This window comes from Acinetobacter lwoffii (assembly GCF_024129595.1).
GTDB classification, from domain to species: Bacteria; Pseudomonadota; Gammaproteobacteria; order Pseudomonadales; family Moraxellaceae; genus Acinetobacter; species Acinetobacter lwoffii_O.
This window is the reverse complement of record NZ_JAMXXS010000025.1, coordinates 12,842-31,263: the sequence shown is the minus strand read 5'-3', so window position 1 is coordinate 31,263 and position 18,422 is coordinate 12,842. Positions and strand designations below refer to the sequence as shown.

The window sequence follows — 18,422 nt, the reverse complement described above, 5'->3', positions numbered from 1 at the left end:
CAGTTTATTTTTTGCGACGAGTACTGTAGCCACGTTTAGCCAGTTCCAGTTTGGCAATCATGCCTTTATGTACTTCATCTGGACCATCAGCCAAACGCAAGGCACGTGCCTGAGCAAAAAATCCGGTTAATGGTGTGTCCCGAGAAACACCGGCACCGCCGTGGATCTGGATGGCCATATCAACAACTTTTTCCAGCACACTTGGCGCAACGACTTTAATTGCAGAAATTTCAGTCAGTGCTGCCATATTCCCTAAAGTATCCATTTTATAGGCGGCATACAAGGTCAAAAGACGTGCCTGATCAATCGCAACCCGTGCTTCCGCGACACGCTCCAGGTTGCCACCGAGTTTTAAAATCTCTTTGCCAAATGCGCTACGGCTCATACCACGGTCAATCATCAACTCTAAGGATTTTTCCGCAGCACCAATACAGCGCATGCAATGATGAATACGGCCTGGTCCTAAACGACCTTGAGCAATTTCAAAACCCTGACCGGCGCCACCAATAAAATTCGCTACCGGAACGCGGACATTTTCAAAACTGACTTCGCCGTGGCCATGTGGTGCATCGTAGTCACCAAACACTGGCAGCATACGTTCAATTTTTACCCCTGCGGTATTTACCGGAACTAGAACCATCGAATGCTGATGATGACGGTCTTTTGTTTCATCTGGAGTATGTGCCATAAAAATAATGATTTTGGCGTTAGGATCGCCCAGACCTGATGACCACCATTTACGGCCATTCAAAACAATCTCATTACCTTCCACCATCGCCGTTGCCTGCATATTGGTGGCATCACTGGATGCAACTGCAGGTTCAGTCATACAAAAGACTGAACGGATTTTTCCTTCTAAAAGTGGCATCAGCCATTCTTGTTTTTGTTCTTCAGAACCATAACGCCACAATACTTCCATATTGCCGCTATCTGGCGCATTACAGTTAAATACGACTGGTGCAATCAGGCTACGACCTGAAAGTTCGGCAATATGTGCATATTCCTGAACTGATAAACCTTGGCCACGTTCAGGACAAGGGAGAAACATATTCCAGAGGCCAGCTGCCTTGGCTTTGGCTTTTAAGCTTTCCAGTTCTGCTGGCCATTGCCATTTGGTCCAGTCACCGCCTTGATTCAACTCATGAACCTGCTGCCAGAAATCAGCTTCAACTGGTTCAATTTCCTCAGCAATAAATTTTTTGGTTCTATTTAAATAATCTTGTGCACGTGCTGAAAGCTCAAACATCTCTTTTATCCCTCTAAATATTCTAATTCATACGCTTTACAACACCTTAACCCAAAACCTATTATGAATAAAATGATTTTAACCCATACAATATTATGCATAATATTCATTCCAAAACAGTCATGGACCTGCGAAATTTTCATCGTATCGACATTAACCTTTATCCGCTTTTTATGGCAATTTATGAGCAGAATAGTATTTCTAAAGCTGCACAGATTTTATCAGTTAGCCAGTCTGCTGCCAGTCATGCTCTGCAACGTTTAAGACAGCATTTACAAGATGATTTATTTGTACGTACTGGTAGCAAAATGCAGCCTACGCCGTTTGCGGAACAGATCTATCCTGAGCTGAAGAATGCACTTTTTTCGATTCAAAATATTTCAATACAGCATCAGCAGTTCAGACCAGAAATGATTCAGAGTTTGAAAATTGCCGTTCATGATGAAATTGAACCAATGATCTTTCCCAGACTCGTTCAGCACTTTCAGCAACTCAATCTAGAAATTCAGCTTAGCAGCATGAAACTGGACCGTAAAAATATAGCAGCAGACCTCGCCTCTCAACAGGTCGATTTTGTCATAGATCTGGAACAAAACATTGCTGAAAAAATCCAGTTTGAGCGTCTGGTTCAAGATGAATTTGTAGTGTGTACACAATTAACAGAAATGAATGAGCAGATTTATCTTGCCTCACCTCATATTGGCGTGTCATCACGCCGTACTGGTGTTTTGGTTGAAGATATTTATTTAAGCCGTAAACAATATTCACGACAGATTTTTTTACGCTGTCAGCATTACTCAACTGCTCTGCAAATTCTGGAGCAGCAAAAGACAGCCATGCTGACTATTCCTAAAAATGTATTGACGCATTTACAATTGGCTACCAGTCTAAATATTTTTGAAGTCCCTGTGGAACTGCCGAAAATTAATATGGGGATGTATTGGCATAAGGATTTGCAAGAGAATAAAAGACATCAATTTTTGAGAAGTGAAATTTATAAAATTTTTGCTTAGGCTATTTATAAAGGAATGCAAGTTTACTTAGGCTATTTTTATATAAGCTTAGATGGTTGCATCTTCATCTTTTCAGTAGAAAAATATACTTAGGCTATTTTAGCTGGTACAAAACTAAACACTGAGTGATTAGCTTTTAAGCCGTAGATCTACTGGCTTTGCTCTAAAATGGCTCGACTTTTAGCTGTGATTTTACAGCTGGTTTTGCTGATTTGGATCTTGCCTTTGTTAAATCTCTCCATCACCTGGCAAATTGTGCTGGGCCTCGTACTGCTGTGTTTTTCTTATTATCTGCTGCATAAAATTACAGTTTATTTAAAAGATGTTTTCCGCCCCTTTAAGAAAGGCAAAAAATACTGGTGCCGTGTAAAAGCCGTAAGTGATGGTGATACCCTCACCTGCTACCGTTTTAATATTCGTCGCTCTGAAACCAAATTGCGCTTTGCCTTCGTTGATGCTCCTGAATCATCGCAAGCCTATGGTAAAGAATCGCAGCGTCTGGTCAAAAGCATGGTGAATAATAAAATGGTTCGGGTCAAGATTACCGATATTGACCGTTATGGCCGCTGTGTCGGTGTGGTCTACCGCTATCGCAAAAATATCAATGAAGAGATTGTCAAACGTGGTGCAGCGTGGGTCTATGAAGAATATATCAAGGATAAAAACCATTTACGCTATATGATGGAATTGCAAAATAAAGCTAAGAAACAGAAAAAAGGCCTTTGGAAAAGTAGCCGTCCTGTACGTCCAAGTGTTTATCGTAAACAGGTAAAATCGTAAATTTGGTTTTATCAAAGATAAATGGCAAATAATAAAAAGTGATCAGTACATTCAGATCACTTTTTTCATTTTTTTAGTTTTACTAATTTAATAAGCCAAATGCACCAGAAAGCGGAATGCGCCAGCAATCAGGGCCAGCGTTAAAAATCCTGCCAGCCATAATCCTACAAACCATAATGCCTGTTTGCCTTTCATGACCACTCCTTAATGATAGCCATCATCGCCGACCCTGACCTTATGCCGGAACACCCAATAGGACATACCGGTATAAATCACAATAATTGGAATCAGGATTAAGGCACCAATCAAGGCAAATAACTGACTATTTTCATGCGCTGCTGCCTGCCAGATAGTCACGCTCGGCGGGATAATATATGGCCATAGACTAATCAAGAATCCGGTATAAGCAAGGAAAACCAGAACCAGCATATAGGTAAATGGACCTAATTCACTGCGTCTTTTACAGGCACGTAAGGCCAGCCAGGTAAACAGCAGAACCAGAATTGGAACTGGCATAAAATAGGTGAATTGTGGCTGACTAAACCAGCGTTCGGCAATCTGTGGATGGGTCAACGGCGTATAAATACTGACAGCGCCTAATATGATCAGTAAGGCAATAATCAGCTTAGGCATCAGTTTAAACATTCGATCTTGTAAGTCATCTCCGGTTTTATAGATGAGCCAGCCACAGCCTAATGCCGCATAGAGCACCACCACACTGATTCCGGTGAAAATACTGAATGGAGTGAGCCAGTCCAGACCACCCCCAACATAGACACCATTTCGGGTTTCAATGCCCTGAATATAGGCGCCTAAAATCATGCCTTGCAGGAAACTGGTGATCGCAGAACCACCGATAAAGGCTTTATCCCACCAATGCTTACTGCGGTTTGCCTTGAAGCGGAACTCAAAAGCCACGCCGCGGAAAATCAAGGCAATCACCATCAGAATAATTGGCATATACAGTGCCGAGAGTACGGTCGAGTAAGCAAGTGGGAAAGCTGCAAATAACCCTGCACCACCCAGTACCATCCAGGTTTCATTGCCATCCCAGACCGGAGCCACGGTATTCATCATGACATCACGTTCATCCTGATGCGGAAAGAAAGGAAACAAGATGCCGATGCCCAGATCGAAACCATCGAGAATGGTATAAATCAATACACCCAAACCAATAATCACAATCCAGATTAATGATAAATCAATCATTTTTTGTCCTCCTGATCCGGTTGTTCAGGAACTTCTTCGATACGTTCGCGAATACTACTTAATGGTCGACGCGAGGCCTGAACCACATCGCTATCTGATTCATGATCTGGTCGGGTATGAATAAAATCCGGGCCTTTGTGCATCAGGCGCAACATGTAGTAAATTCCGATACCAAATACCACACAGTAGACAACTACAAAAATAATCAGGGTCAGCCCCACCTGTTCAGCGGAAACCGGAGACAATGCATCCTTGGTTCGCATGATGCCGTAGACTACCCAAGGCTGACGGCCGACTTCTGTGGTAAACCATCCCGCAAGCATGGCAATAAATCCGGAAGGTCCCATAATCAGGGCAAATCGGTGCAATGCACGGGACTCATAAAAGCGACCCCGGGTACGTGCCCACGCTCCCCATAACGCCAGTAACAGCATCAATACGCCGAGTCCGACCATAATCCGGAAGCTCCAGAACACCACCAGCGAATTCGGCCGGTCTTCAGGCGCAAAGTCTTTAAGTCCTGTAACCTTTCCATCCATCGAGTGGGTTAGAATCAGGCTACCCAAGTTGGGAATTGCGACTGCATATTTGGTTTCTTCGGCCTCCATATCTGGAATACCAAAGAGATATAAGGGCATGCCTTTGTCATGATTGGTTTCCCAGTGCCCTTCCATGGCTGCAAGTTTGGCTGGCTGATGTTCAAGGGTATTAATACCGTGCATATCACCGACGATGACCTGTAAGGGCGCGAGTACCAGAAGCAGCCACATCGCCATGGAAAATGAAGTCTTGACCAGTGCATCACGACGGCCTTTGATCAGATGCCATGCGGCTGTAGCAGCGACCAGTAATGCGGAAACCAGAAAGGCAGCCATAGCCATATGGGCCAGACGATAAGGGAAAGATGGGTTAAACACGATAGCAACCCAGTCTTGTGGAACAATCAGGCCATTTTCAATCGCAAAGCCTTGTGGGGTCTGCATCCAGCTATTGGACGATAGAATCCAGAACATGGAAATACAGGTTCCTATTGCAACCATCAAGGTCGAGAAAAAGTGCGCCTTTGGTCCCACTCGCCCCCAACCAAATAACATGATGCCCAGAAAGCCCGCTTCCAGAAAGAAAGCGGTGAGTACTTCATAGGCCAATAAAGGTCCAGTCACACTGCCTGCTATCCGGGAAAACTCACTCCAGTTGGTTCCAAACTGGTAGCTCATGACCACACCAGAGACGACGCCCATCCCGAACGCCACAGCGAAAATTTTTACCCAAAATTTGAACAGATCTTGAAAAATCGGGTTTTGGGTTTTGAGCCAGCGCCATTCCAGAATGGCCAGAAAGCTGGCCAAGCCGATTGAAATTGCCGGAAAAATGATATGAAAAGATACAGTAAAGGCGAACTGTATTCGTGCTAACTCTAATGCAGTTAAACCCAGAGTCATAAGCTTCACCTATGCATTGTTATTTGGCATCTTTGCCCTTCAATTTTTAAGTCATGAATTTTTCTAGTGACATGGCTAGCTTAGGCGTGGCTGTTATAAAAAGTATGTAGTCTTTTGTTGACTATTTTTTACTCAGGTTAAACTGTGTAAGCGCTGTTGGCAGAGAAAATATTGCTCTGAATAATTTTTAAGACTCTTCTCTTGAGCTTTAAATAAAACAGGCGTAAATTAGGCCTAAATTTAGTTACCTAGGTTAACTAACCATATGTTTTCCGAATCTCCCCGACTCCGTACGCTGCTATTACGCTGCGCACGACTGATGAGCGATGAGATCAATACGATCTTGTTGTCATCCCAATTGAATTATTCCTTATGGCAGGTGTTATACGTCATCCAGTCAAAGCAGCAATGCACGCTGGCAGATATTTCCAGTTATCTCAATGTATCCAAGCCGGGTATTACCAAGCGGATTCAGCAACTGGTTGAACTCGATCTGATTGCCCAACTCGAAACTGAAGATAAGCGTCAAAAGCTGTTCAAGCTGAATGAGCAAGGAATTGAGACCTTTGCGATGTGTTCCACCCAGATCGATGCATTTGAAGATCAGTTGCTTGAGCACATTGCATCAGATGATCTTGAAGGCAGCAAAAATACCTTGATGCAACTCATTCAGCAGTTATATCCCTCATCTCAGGACAGACCTCAATGAGCCAAGAACAAGAAGCGCCTTTATGGACGCCCAATTTTATCCTGATCAGTCTGGTAAATTTCCAGCTGGTTCTGGTGTTCTACTTGCTGGTGATTGTGATTGTCGGCTACTCGGTTGCTGAGCTAGATGCGTCGACTGCGCAAGCCGGTTTGGTATCCGGTCTGTTTATTGTGGGTACGTTATTTGGACGATTATTGATCGGAAAATTACTGAATCGGCTGGGTTTGAAAAATACGCTTGTCATTGGCCTGACTGGCTTTCTGCTCTTTTCCGGACTGTATATGATTCCGGCCAAGCTGGAAGTTTTATTGGGTATCCGCCTGATACACGGTTTTATGATGGGTATGGCTTCTACTGTACTGGGTACAGTGATTGCACAGACCATTCCTGCCACACGGCGTGGTGAAGGAATTGGATATTTCAGCATGAGCAGCACCCTTGGCACAGCGATTGGTCCCTTTGTCGGAATCTGGCTGATGACAAATTTTAATTATCAGGTAATTTTCATCTTTACCAGTATTGTTGCGCTCAGCTGCCTGATCTGTGGGCTATTTATCCAGCCACCACGCCTTAAGGCAAGTCATTCGTCAGCAGTCTCTACTCAGCAAAGCACCAGCAAACTGGCTCAGTATATTGAACCGAATGCGCTACCGATTGCACTGATTGTACTGCTGGTGGCAACGTGTTATTCAGGTATATTGTCGTTTATTCACTTTTATGCCAAAGAAATCAATTTGGTAGAAGCCGCATCATTCTTTTTCTTAATGTATGCCTTTGCCATTCTACTATCCCGTCCTTTTACTGGCCCTTTAATGGACCGTAAAGGTGAAAATATCATTATCTATCCTGCCATTGTGATTATGGCATTAGGGATTTTGCTTTTAAGCCAAGCACAAAACTCTGTGATGTTACTCTCTAGTGCAGCGTTACTCGGTTTTGGTTTTGGGAATATCCAGTCGGTGTGTCAAACCATTGCGGTGAAAAGTACAACATTGCAGCGTATGGGTCTAGCAACCTCAACCTTCTTTATTGCCCTGGATGCCGGTCTTGGTTTTGGCCCGTATTTCCTGGGTATGCTGCTGGACCAGATTGGTTATCGCCAGCTTTATCTGTTCTCGGCGCTGCTCACCCTGAGCTGCCTGGCCTGGTATTACCTTCTGCATGGCCGTAAAGTGGGAAAAGTACAGCCTTCTCATTAAGCGCTTTTAAAAGCGTCGGCTAAACCGGCGCCGGTATTCCAACGGCGTCAGACCGGTTTTTTTATGAAATAAACGGCGGAATGAACTTGGATCCTGATAGCCGACATTTTGCATGATCACATCCACAGCTTGATCGGTTTCTTCCAGTCGTTTACGGGCAGCCTCAATCCGGATCGCTTGTAGATACTGATTGGGCGGTATGTCTAAGGCTTGTTTAAAGCGTCGAATCAGGGTCCGGCCAGTCACATTAAACTGCTCTGCCAGCTGGTTCAAACTAAAATCTTCATGAAAATGCTGCTCTAGCCAGTTCTGGATTTTTTGTACCAGTTCATCATGGTGCGGCCGGCCAATATTCAGCAATGAATAAGACAACTGGCTATCACGGCGGTAATCAATTACGAAAGATTTAGCCGATTGCATGGCCACCTCAAAGCCATACAAGCGCTCAATCAGATGCAAACCCAGGTCAAACCAGGCCAGGCCTCCACCCGCACAATAGATATTCTGATCCCGGCTAATCATCAGATCGGCATTCAGTTTCACCTTAGGATAGCGTGAACGGAACATTTCCTGAAAACCCCAATGCGTTGTTGCAACTCGGTCATCTAAAATGCCTGCTTCTGCCAGAAAAAAATTCCCCGTACAGTTTCCTGCAATTAAAGTCGCCTCTGCATGTGCAGATTTTAAAAAATGAATCAGTTCTGGATTCTGTTGCAATACATCCTGAATCGGTGCAGCGATGGTCGGTACCACCAGAATATCTGCAGTTTGAATCTCTTGATAAGAAAAATGTGCCTGCAACTGCAGCCCATTGATACACCGAATCGGATGTCCCTCCGGACTGGCGATACTCACCTTAAACAGGCGCTGTACGTCCTGCTGCTGGATCCGGTTCCAGCTTACGCCAGCCATGGTAAATAAATCGACCACACCCGTAATGGCCGAAGCCAGAGCCCCATGAAAGCCTAAAATCACCACCTGTTGCATACTTTACTAATTGTCACTTTTCACCCGATTCATGTCATTATTGACAATCCTCCTCAATAAAAGCAACTGCTAGTCTTAATGCTATCTTAAGAATTGCACATTCAGGATAGTACCGTGACCCAACTGATTAATGATAAAGATCTGCATTTCCAGCTTTATGACGTATTCAAACTTGAAGCGCTGACTAAACTGCAACGCTATCAGGATCATGACAAAAATACTTTCGACAGTATTCTGGAAACGGCAAAAGGTATCGCGACTGATTATTTTGCGCCGCATAATGCCAAAGCTGATCAACAAGAACCGAACTTTGATGGCAAACAGGTCAAAACCATTGATGAAGTGAAGACAGCCTGGCAACAGTTTGCCGATGCCGGCCTGCTTTGCGCCCAGCATGATTATGCAGATGGTGGCATGCAACTGCCCACTTTGGTGAATATGGCCTGCAATGCGTATTTCATGTCGGCCAATCCGTCCACCGTGGCTTATTCTTTTCTAACGGCCGCTGCGGCGAACCTGATACAGGCTTTTGCCTCCCCAAAACAAAAGCAAATATTCCTACCGCATATGTTGAGTGGCCGCTTTGCTGGCACCATGGCCATGACAGAGCCGAATGTAGGTTCCTCTTTGGGCGATCTGACCACTAAAGCCATTCCTCAGGCAGATGGAATTTATAAAATTAAAGGCCAGAAAATGTTTATTTCGGGTGGCGATCAGGACATTAGCGAAAATATTGTGCATCTGGTCTTGGCGCGGATTCAGGATGCGCCGCAAGGCGTGAAAGGAATTTCCCTGTTTATCGTACCAAAATTCAAAACCAACGAGGATGGTTCACTCGGTGAAGCTAATGATGTACAGCTGGCTGGCTTACTGCACAAAATGGGCTATCGAGGTACTACATCTACAGTTTTAAGCTTTGGAGAAAATGATAATTGCTTAGGCTATTTAATTGGTGAACCCGGTCATGGCTTAAAATATATGTTCAAGATGATGAATGAAGCACGTGTGGGTGTCGGTCTGGGCGCAGCCATGATTGGTTATCGTGGCTATCTGGAATCTCTGGATTATGCTAAAAACCGTCCGCAAGGCCGGCCAGTTCATGAAAAAACACCTGACTCGAAACCAGTTAATATCATTGAACATACCGATGTCAAACGCATGCTACTGGCGCAAAAGTCATATGTAGAAGGTTCGCTGGCACTTTGCTTATTTGCAGCCCGATTAATTGATGAACTTCAGGCAGCTCAAGATGAAGATAGTGCAATTCTGCTTGATCTCATCACCCCGGTGGTCAAATCTTTCCCTTCTGCCTATGGTCCGAAAGCCAATGATCTGGCTATTCAGGTCCTGGGCGGCGCGGGTTATACTCGTGAATATCCGGTGGAGCAATGTTACCGTGATAACCGGCTCAATCCGATTCATGAAGGAACTTACGGCATTCAATCTCTGGATCTGCTGGGACGTAAACTCTGGCAGCATAATGGCAAAGGGCTCAATCTGCTCATGCAGCGCATCCAGAAGACCTTGTCAGAGATTCATGAACCTAAGATAGTGGAACTCGCAAAGATCTATAAACAGCATCTTGCCACTGTGCAAAAGACTACACAGATTTTAGGCCAGGCCTTGCATCAAGGCAAAGTCAGCGAAGCTTTGGCCAATTCAGGCCTGTATCTGGATATGATGGGTAAGACCATCCTAGCCTGGCTATGGCTGGAAATGGCGAATCAGGCTCAACTCAAGTTTGGCACATCTTCGCAGGCAGAAGATCAGACTTTTCTGGCAGGGAAAATTCAGGCAGCTCAATATTTTATTCGCTGGGAACTTCCTGAAATTGAACATCAGGCCAAATTACTGATGACTCTGGATGATACTTGCTTGAATATGCAAGTCGACTGGTTCTAGGCAGAATTCATCAAAAAATGCGCCTTTATCGGCGCATTTTTATTCTGTAATTTATTAAGCAGCAGAGTCTTTTACACCAAACTTTTTAAACAGCTTGGCACGCTTGGAGGTCAAGATATTGGCCTTGCTTAAATCGCCCTGATAATGCTGATACACCCGCTGGTCCATGATTTTGTACCATAAAGGTGGAATCAAGGCTGGAATCAACATGGTTGCATAACCGCTGGGTAATTCTGGCGCTTCATCAAAATGCCGCAACGCCTGAAATGGCCGGCTTGGAAAGGCATGATGGTCAGAATGGCGCTGTAATTGGTACAAAAACAGATTGGTCACGATATTGTTATTATTCCAGCTATGTTCTGGCAAGGTTCGCTCATAACTACCATCCGCTTTCTGTCCGCGTTTTAGTCCGTAGTGCTCGATATAATTCACAATCTCAAACAGGCTGACGCCATAAAATGCCTGTGTCAGTGTATAAGGAATAATTTTCTTGCCATACGCCTTCAGCATCAAGGCATGATAAGCAGCACTCATGGCCCAACCATGAAACAGCTCATTTTCCTGACTAAAGAATTTCAGTCCTTTACGCTCGAGCCGTCTTTTTTCAATCTGGATTGCAGATTTTAATCCACCTATTACGGTACGTGGCCAGAAGCGGTAAAAAGATTCACCCATTTTTGAAGATGCCGGATCTTCAGGCGTGGCTACCCGTTTATGATGTCCATAAGGATGTTCAATCCGGAAATGGTTATAGCCCAAAGGCATCAGGCTGGCATGAGACCAGTAATGGTCTTTTTTCTGTGGACGATGGCTGAGTTCATGTGCGGTATTTACGCCCACACCATTAATCGCACCCATACAAATTCCAAGCAGTATTTGATCCAGCAAGGACACATTTGGGCGACTTACGACATAGCCAGCAAAGGCATTGGCTGCCATTTGTAAGGGAATAAATGCTTTTACAATGCGGTCATAATAAGGATCGTTAATCAGTGCCTTGATCTGCTCATCATTTGGATTATTGGCATCATCGCCAATCAGGGCGTCTAAAGTGGGAATAATCACATGCAATAATAAAGGCCCGCCCATCGCAAAGACTTTTTGAGTGGCTTTAGGACCAAAATGATAACCGGCCAGAATTCCCATTCCGATCACAGGCAGACCTGGGCTGAGCAACCAGCCAAAACGTTTTTTATCTAGCTTGACACCTTTTAGTGCCGACGCTTCCTGCGTAAACTGCGCTTTCTGGATTTGTGCAGGGGCATTCATTGCGACCTTCCTTTTTTATGTTACTCTGCACTTATAGTTGATTATTTCAGCAGTAGCGAACAGTATTCAACGTCCAGAAAAGCTATGTCAGCGTCTTTGGCACATGCTGCCAAATTCTGGCCTAAAATCACAAAGTTAAAAAATTTATAGTCAATTAAATGAAATAAAACAGAAGAATAGAGTTAGGCATGGATGCTTTAAGTAAAATTTTTGATGATATTCATCTGGAAAAATCGGAATATCTTTATCTGAATGTATTTCATCCGGGCGGCTTTGACTATCAACATGAACCCTTTATGCTGGCCTATATCCTGTTACAAGGACAGGCGCAATTAAAGTTCATGAATGGTGATCGACTGGAGCTGCAACAAGGGGATCTGGTGCTATTACCCGCAGGTTCCTCCCATCATGTTTCCTGCCCAGACAATGCCGATTTTTCTGAGCACCATGCGATTAATCCTTATTTTCAGAGCAATGCACAGCAATGTGTTGATCTCAATCGGGAAAATTCGGCGGAGCATAGTTTTATGCTGATCCTCCGCTCTAGTCTGGATATGCAGATGGCCAAACCTCTTTTAAGTGCCTTACCTAAATACTTGCATATTCAACACATTCTGGGTGATACGGCGCCAGAATGGTTACAGGTCGGCTTGCAATTTCTTGCACTGGAAACCCAGCAACTTCGTCCGGGACGTGACAAGATTCTGGATCATCTGGTCAGTATTTTACTGATTGAATGCGTACGAGATTATATTTTAAATCTGGAAAATGCCTCGAGCTGGCTGAATGCTCTCTCGCATCTGGAACTGTCCAATGCACTGGCGGCGATTCATGGCAAACCTGAACAATCCTGGACTGTGGAAAGTCTGGCCGAACAGTGTCATATGTCACGTTCCAAATTCGCCCAACTGTTTACCCAGATTGTCGGTGAGCCGCCCCTTGCCTATCTGCAACAGCACCGCCTGCGCCTCGCCGCGCAATATTTGAGAAATAGTGGATTTGGTATCCAGCAGATCGCTTATCTGGTTGGTTATTCATCCGAGACGGCGTTTAGTCAAAGTTTTAAAAAACAGTTTGAACAGACGCCGACCCAATACCGGCTGAATTGTCAGAAGAACCAGTCTTTATTACCAGACTAAAATTACTGGACTAATGCCAATACTGCTGTGACCGGATCTTCGCTATTGCCAGAAAGTAGCTGCTTGTGCATGGTGATATGCTGCATAACCTGAATCTGCGCTGCTTCAATATCCATCAGTTTTTCAATTTCAGCTGCCAGATTTTCAGGTGTAGCAGCGGATTGGATGAGTTCTTGAATCACTTTTTTGCCAGCAATTATATTTGGTAATGAAAAATATTGGATTTTTACCAGTAATTTGGCAATTCGATAGGTCAGCCAGTGCAATTTATAAAAAGTCACCATCGGACGGTGCAGCAACATCGCTTCAAGCGTTGCAGTTCCAGACGCCAGTGCAATAATATTGGACGCATTCATGACCTGACGGCCAATTTTGGATTCAGCGCTGGTATTTTCCATCAAGCGAATTTGGGTTTTTAAGCTCTCAGGATAAGTGGCCAGTAAACTTTCGATTTGCTGCTTGCGTGCATCATTAATCGCAGGAATCAGAAAGGTATAATCCGGATATTTGTGATGCAGAATATTAGCTGCATCCAGAACCAAAGGTCCCAAACGCTCAATCTCGCCACGGCGGCTTCCCGGTAATAATGCAATATATTTCTGATCTGGGTCTAGGCCTAATTCTGTCTGAGCCTCCAGAATTGGATTTTCAAGCGGCAATTGGCTAGCGAGCGGATGTCCGACAAAAGCTGCAGGAACATCCCATTTTTTAAAGAACGCTTTTTCAAATGGAAACAGGCACAGCACCAGATCAATACTGGCTTTAATGCCATGTATACGGCCTTGACGCCATGCCCAGACCGAAGGACTGACGTATTGCACGGTTTTAATCGGTAACTGTTTTTGTTTAATGGTTTTTGACAAACGCAGGTTAAAATCAGGCGCATCAATCCCGATAAAAATATCGACCGGATCTTTAGTCCAGGTTTCCACCAGACCATCCCGCACAGCAAACAGTTTTTTAATATCTTTTAAAACTTCGACAATGCCCATCACCGATAAAATATCCATCGGATAATAGCTTTTAAAGCCTTCAGCGATCATTTGTGGCCCACCGATACCTTCAAATTCAGCATCAATGCCTTGCTCACGAAAACGGCGAATCAATTTTGCGCCAAGCGTATCTCCAGAAACTTCACCGACCACGATTCCAATTTTAAGTTTTCGATTTAGCAAGTGGGTTTCCTCTCAGATCCGCATGGAAATTTATTGAATCGGGATTCTAACATAATCCTATGGCTATTCCGGAAGAAGCTTAAGTATCTTCTCATTTTAAGAAACCCACCGTTTAGAATAACTTAGTCAATAAGGGAGCTTGCATAAAAAGAATTAAATCGACATGTACAGGTACATTCAATTAGACAGAAATGGGTTAAATCGGGCAGTTAAAATCAATCATTATATTCGCACTTTATATATAACCCAGCGAATAAATATGAAAGATCACCTAATATTCTTCACCTAGCTTTATCTTTTTTATGCATAAGTAAATCAATAATCAAGACAACGACTTATATCCAAAAGTCATAAGATATGCTTGTTTTTTGATTTTGGCATATATGCATGTTTGGTCCGATTGAATTTATTTTAGCAGGCGTTCTGGTAGGTTTTTGTGTAGGTGTCACCGGTGTCGGTGGCGGTTCATTAATGACGCCAATTCTTATCAGTTTATTCCGGATTGAACCGCATATCGCGATTGGTACTGACCTGCTCTATGCCGCGATTTCTAAATTCTGTGGCTCGTTTGTGCATGCCAAGAAAATGAATATTGTCTGGCCGATTGTGATCTGGCTGGCCGTTGGCAGTATTCCCGCATCTTTTGCAACACATTGGGTTCTTGATAACTATCTGAGCCAATCAACGCATTACAAGGCCGTCCTGACCATGGTATTGGGCTTTATGCTAACCATTACCGGCTTATCCATTCTGTTTCGTAGCCAGATCGAAAATCTTTTTAATAAATACAGAAAACAAGAACTACCGGATATGACCCAAGATCTGGAAAAAGTAAAGCTGCAAGCCAAGGAAAAGCGCGTAGCCATTATCATCATGGGCATTATCTTGGGCATATTTGTCACGCTCTCTTCAGTGGGTGCCGGCGCATTTGGCATCATGGCACTTGTAGTGATGTTCCCGAATCTGCCGATGATTCGTATCATTGGCTCAGATGTTGTGCATGCAGTGTTACTGACCCTGGTTGCAGGGCTGGGTCATATGTCTTCAGGCAATGTCGATTTCATGCTACTCATGTGGTTATTGGTGGGTTCTATTCCGGCAATTATTGTGGGGACCTTGCTTAGTTCACGTATGCCGGAAAAACTGATCCGCAAAATTTTAGGTATCACCCTATTTGCCCTCGGTGTAAATTTCATGATTAATCCTGTGAAATCAAAACCGGCCCAACCTGCTGAAACAGCAATGATAATCATGAGCCAAAATTCCCCGTCCGTTTAAGTTAACTATCCGATTCATCACTTTTTTTTCAAAGAAGTATTCATCTTTTTTATAACAAAGTGACGCATCATTCATGTTATATTCGGGCTATTAAACAACCTTTTGTATGATCGAACCAGTGACGGCAATGAATACACAACAGTCAAATCCTATTTCAGCATCAGATATTGATGACGTGAATATCCACAGCATGATTCCTCTTGTAACCCCTGCCGAGCTTAAAGCAGAGTTACCGTTGACTGAAACTGCTTATCAAACCGTACTGCATGGTCGTGAAACGATTCGTAAAATTCTGGATGGTGAAGACAAACGCCTGTTCGTTGTAATTGGCCCTTGTTCTATTCACGATCCAGAGGCGGCGCATGAATATGCTGAGCGCTTAAAAGTGCTGAGCGAAAAAGTTAAAGACAGCTTATATATCGTGATGCGGGTTTATTTTGAAAAACCACGTACTACCGTAGGTTGGAAAGGTCTGATCAATGACCCAGACATGAATGATTCATTCAATATTGAAAAAGGTCTGCGTATCGGTCGCAAGCTATTACTTGAACTGAATGAAATGGGCTTGCCATGTGCAACTGAAGCACTTGATCCAAACTCGCCACAGTATTACCAAGACCTGATTTCATGGTCAGCGATTGGTGCACGTACCACAGAAAGCCAGACCCATCGTGAAATGTCTTCAGGCCTTTCTTCTCCGGTTGGCTTTAAAAATGGTACTGACGGCGGGTTAACTGTCGCGACCAATGCGATGCAATCGGTAAGACATGGCCATAGCTTCCTCGGTCTAAATGATCAAGGTCAGGTGGCTGTCATTCGTACTTCAGGTAACCCATATGCGCACGTGGTGTTGCGTGGTGGTAATGGTAAACCGAACTATGATGCAGGCTCAGTGGCCGATGCGGAAGCTGCTCTAGCCAAGGCCAAAGTCAGCACCAAGATCATGATTGATGCCAGCCACGCCAACTCTAACAAAGACCCGTACCTGCAACCACTTGTACTTAAAAACATTTCCGAACAAATTCTTGATGGAAACAAGTCAATTGTTGGTATTATGGTAGAAAGTCATCTTAAGGGTGGTCGTCAGGACATTCCGGCGAACCTGAATGATATGGAATACGGTCAATCCGTTACGGATGGCTGTATCGACTGGGAAACGACTGAAAAAGTTTTACTCGACATGCATGAGGCATTGAAAGACATTTTACCTAATCGTTAAATGATCTGACCAACGCCATCGCCAAGATGGCGTTTGCATTTCTAGAACAAGGAAAATTTATCTGATGAATGATATTGAAACGGCATTAAGCCAGATTGAGAATTTTCAGTTCATACACGAACATCTGTTTAGCTCCGGTCAACCGACCACTACCCAATTACAGCTGATGAAAGAATACGGTGTATCTACAGTCATCAATGTGGCGTTGACCGATAGCGAACAGTATCTGCCGCATGAAGATAAAATTTGCCTTGAGCTGGGACTGAACTATATTCAGGTTCCGATTTCCTGGGAAACCCCTTCAGACAATCAATGCCTGCTGGTACTGGACCTGATCGATCATCTGGTAAAAGAGCAAATGGTCTGGGTACATTGTTCGCAAAACTACCATGTCAGCTGTCTGATGTACTTATATCGTCAGTACTATATGGATATCGATATGCCTACAGCACAAGAACACTTGCATCAGATCTGGGAACCAAATGAAACCTGGACCGGTTTAATGCATGCGGTTGCCCTACAGCTACAAGGTCGTAAAGCAACGCAGGAACTGGAACTTTCCCTGATTAATCCAAATTATTTTGCCTGATTTTATTTACTGTGGCTCAACAGCACGGTTGCCATGGACATAATTCCTTCCTGACGACCGGTAAAACCTAACTGTTCAGTGGTGGTGGCTTTGATACTGATTTGAGTCACATCAACATCCAAGACATCTGCAATACTTTGACGCATCGCCAGATTGTGTTTAGCCAGTTTTGGACGTTCACAGGCCACGGTAATATCGGCATTATTCAGGTGATAACCACGATCCAGAATTAGCTGATAAACATGCTTGAGTAGTACCCGGCTATCCGCACCTTTAAACTCAGGATCTGTATCGGGGAAATGCTGGCCAATATCTCCCAGCGCCAAAGCACCCAACAAAGCATCACAGAGTGCATGCAGCACTACATCACCATCCGAATGTGCTTTCAGACCGTGAGTATGCGGAATTTGAATGCCTGCCAGAGTGACAAAATCACCTTCTTCAAATGCATGCACATCCAGCCCCTGGCCAATACGAATTTGTGCGATCACCTTATACATCCTTTAGAAATAGCCCATTGAAATCTTGTACACTTGCTTTCTATTTCGCTATAGTTAGACCAAGCGTAACACAGTGAAAGTATAAGCGATCATGCTACTGAAAACTGATATAAATATGTTGAAAATAATTAGCCTGATGCTCGGTCTGGGGATGATTTCTACAGGTAGCTCGGCGATCACAATGAACTGTAACGACGACAGCCAAAAAACGGCTGCCATGAATAAAGTCTGCTCAGCATCGCTGGCTGAATCTCGTGAAAAACTCACGGACCAATACTTTACTGCTTTTCTGATTACTGATGCACCTGTGCGCTTATTGCAAGATAGCCAACAATTATGGGCGAGCCGTTTACAACAATGTAAAACCCTGGACTGTTTTAAACAGCAGTTTGAATGGCGTTTAGATGATTTAAATGTCTATATTTCACTGAATCAAAGTCTGACCCAGCATTATATTAAGTTTGAACAGGGACAAATCGCCAAGCAGCCTGTACATCTCAAGATTCATCAACTGACCAAAGACCGGATCAAGATTGAAGGCCTGGCATATCGTAATCCAAATAACCGGACCGAGAAGCAGACCGTTCCTTTTTTAGCCTATACCACGCCTGAGACAAAAAACCAGATCACCGATAATGAAAATGACTGCCGCTATGAGTTTAACTATAGTAAAGCCATTTTAGCGGTCAGTAGCCAGCAGAAAGGCTGTGAACGCTTTACCGGTATTTATCGACTATATGATTGATTTAATTTAAAAATATTAAAA

The 18,422-nt window shown here is 43.9% G+C and carries 18 protein-coding genes; 10 read left to right on the top strand and 8 right to left on the bottom strand.

Annotated elements, in window-relative coordinates:
• Positions 1–4: 4 nt before the first annotated feature.
• Positions 5–1,246, bottom strand: a complete 1,242-nt coding sequence (locus NI466_RS11665; protein WP_086044765.1) for an acyl-CoA dehydrogenase family protein — start codon at positions 1,244–1,246, stop codon at positions 5–7.
• A gap of 95 nt (positions 1,247–1,341) precedes the next feature.
• On the opposite strand from NI466_RS11665, the gene NI466_RS11660 reads away from it, so the two are divergent.
• Together NI466_RS11660 and NI466_RS11655 are read left to right on the top strand one after the other, a co-directional pair.
• The gene (locus NI466_RS11660; protein ID WP_253173663.1) at positions 1,342–2,259 is read left to right on the top strand and encodes a LysR family transcriptional regulator; all 918 of its coding nucleotides are present in this window, start codon (positions 1,342–1,344) and stop codon (positions 2,257–2,259) included.
• 168 nt (positions 2,260–2,427) lie between these two features.
• On the top strand, positions 2,428–3,039 hold the full coding sequence (locus NI466_RS11655; protein WP_114541976.1) for a thermonuclease family protein: 612 nt from the start codon (positions 2,428–2,430) through the stop codon (positions 3,037–3,039).
• An 87-nt stretch (positions 3,040–3,126) separates the two neighbouring features.
• On the opposite strand, the gene NI466_RS11650 is transcribed toward NI466_RS11655, so the two are convergent.
• From NI466_RS11650 to NI466_RS11640, 3 genes are read right to left on the bottom strand one after another with little or no spacing between them, the layout of a single operon-like run.
• Positions 3,127–3,234: a hypothetical protein gene (locus NI466_RS11650; protein WP_004647088.1), complete on the bottom strand. Its 108-nt coding sequence runs from the start codon at positions 3,232–3,234 to the stop codon at positions 3,127–3,129.
• A gap of 9 nt (positions 3,235–3,243) precedes the next feature.
• Positions 3,244–4,248, bottom strand: a complete 1,005-nt coding sequence (cydB, locus tag NI466_RS11645) for a cytochrome d ubiquinol oxidase subunit II (RefSeq protein WP_044108336.1) — start codon at positions 4,246–4,248, stop codon at positions 3,244–3,246.
• Entirely contained in the window at positions 4,245–5,690 is a 1,446-nt protein-coding gene (locus NI466_RS11640) for a cytochrome ubiquinol oxidase subunit I (protein ID WP_253173661.1), read from the bottom strand. The genes cydB and NI466_RS11640 overlap by 4 nt, the downstream gene beginning before the upstream one ends.
• A 265-nt stretch (positions 5,691–5,955) precedes the next feature.
• Here NI466_RS11640 and NI466_RS11635 point away from each other — a divergent pair, with 265 nt between their 5' ends.
• Both NI466_RS11635 and NI466_RS11630 read left to right on the top strand, forming a co-directional pair.
• On the top strand, positions 5,956–6,399 hold the full coding sequence (locus NI466_RS11635) for a MarR family winged helix-turn-helix transcriptional regulator (protein WP_253173660.1): 444 nt from the start codon (positions 5,956–5,958) through the stop codon (positions 6,397–6,399).
• Positions 6,396–7,598: an MFS transporter gene (locus NI466_RS11630; protein ID WP_253173658.1), complete on the top strand. Its 1,203-nt coding sequence runs from the start codon at positions 6,396–6,398 to the stop codon at positions 7,596–7,598. Before NI466_RS11635 ends, NI466_RS11630 begins: the two co-directional genes overlap by 4 nt.
• Before the next feature lie 6 nt (positions 7,599–7,604).
• Here NI466_RS11630 and NI466_RS11625 read toward each other — a convergent pair whose 3' ends face one another.
• Positions 7,605–8,585 carry a GlxA family transcriptional regulator gene (locus NI466_RS11625; RefSeq protein ID WP_253173657.1) on the bottom strand — a complete coding sequence of 327 codons (981 nt, stop codon included), beginning with the start codon at positions 8,583–8,585 and terminating at the stop codon, positions 7,605–7,607.
• 114 nt (positions 8,586–8,699) lie between these two features.
• Between NI466_RS11625 and NI466_RS11620 the strand changes: the two genes are divergently transcribed.
• Entirely contained in the window at positions 8,700–10,487 is a 1,788-nt protein-coding gene (locus NI466_RS11620; RefSeq protein WP_253173656.1) for an acyl-CoA dehydrogenase, read from the top strand.
• Positions 10,488–10,541: 54 nt separating this feature from the next.
• On the opposite strand, the gene NI466_RS11615 is transcribed toward NI466_RS11620, so the two are convergent.
• A complete protein-coding gene (locus NI466_RS11615) occupies positions 10,542–11,756 on the bottom strand; it encodes an alkane 1-monooxygenase (RefSeq protein ID WP_253173655.1) in 1,215 nt (404 codons plus the stop codon).
• A 188-nt stretch (positions 11,757–11,944) separates the two neighbouring features.
• Between NI466_RS11615 and NI466_RS11610 the strand changes: the two genes are divergently transcribed.
• Complete coding sequence (locus NI466_RS11610) at positions 11,945–12,895, top strand: AraC family transcriptional regulator (RefSeq protein WP_253173654.1); 951 nt, start codon at positions 11,945–11,947, stop codon at positions 12,893–12,895.
• Positions 12,896–12,897: 2 nt separating this feature from the next.
• Here the strand turns inward: NI466_RS11610 and lpxB are convergent, their stop codons facing one another.
• Positions 12,898–14,070, bottom strand: coding sequence for a lipid-A-disaccharide synthase (lpxB, locus tag NI466_RS11605; RefSeq protein WP_253173652.1), 1,173 nt, complete (start codon positions 14,068–14,070; stop codon positions 12,898–12,900).
• Between the two features lie 387 nt (positions 14,071–14,457).
• On the opposite strand from lpxB, the gene NI466_RS11600 reads away from it, so the two are divergent.
• The 3 genes from NI466_RS11600 (at position 14,458) to NI466_RS11590 (ending at position 17,156) form a co-directional block, all read left to right on the top strand.
• Entirely contained in the window at positions 14,458–15,348 is an 891-nt protein-coding gene (locus NI466_RS11600) for a sulfite exporter TauE/SafE family protein (protein ID WP_253114489.1), read from the top strand.
• A 127-nt stretch (positions 15,349–15,475) separates the two neighbouring features.
• The gene (locus NI466_RS11595; RefSeq protein WP_253173651.1) at positions 15,476–16,567 is read left to right on the top strand and encodes a 3-deoxy-7-phosphoheptulonate synthase; all 1,092 of its coding nucleotides are present in this window, start codon (positions 15,476–15,478) and stop codon (positions 16,565–16,567) included.
• Between the two features lie 64 nt (positions 16,568–16,631).
• Positions 16,632–17,156: a protein tyrosine phosphatase family protein gene (locus tag NI466_RS11590; RefSeq protein ID WP_005246137.1), complete on the top strand. Its 525-nt coding sequence runs from the start codon at positions 16,632–16,634 to the stop codon at positions 17,154–17,156.
• Positions 17,157–17,158: 2 nt separating this feature from the next.
• Here the strand turns inward: NI466_RS11590 and ispF are convergent, their stop codons facing one another.
• Positions 17,159–17,647: a 2-C-methyl-D-erythritol 2,4-cyclodiphosphate synthase gene (ispF, locus tag NI466_RS11585; protein ID WP_004280465.1), complete on the bottom strand. Its 489-nt coding sequence runs from the start codon at positions 17,645–17,647 to the stop codon at positions 17,159–17,161.
• 100 nt (positions 17,648–17,747) lie between these two features.
• Here ispF and NI466_RS11580 point away from each other — a divergent pair, with 100 nt between their 5' ends.
• Positions 17,748–18,401, top strand: coding sequence for an A1S_1983 family putative colistin resistance protein (locus NI466_RS11580; RefSeq protein ID WP_004647098.1), 654 nt, complete (start codon positions 17,748–17,750; stop codon positions 18,399–18,401).
• Positions 18,402–18,422 lie beyond the last annotated feature (21 nt).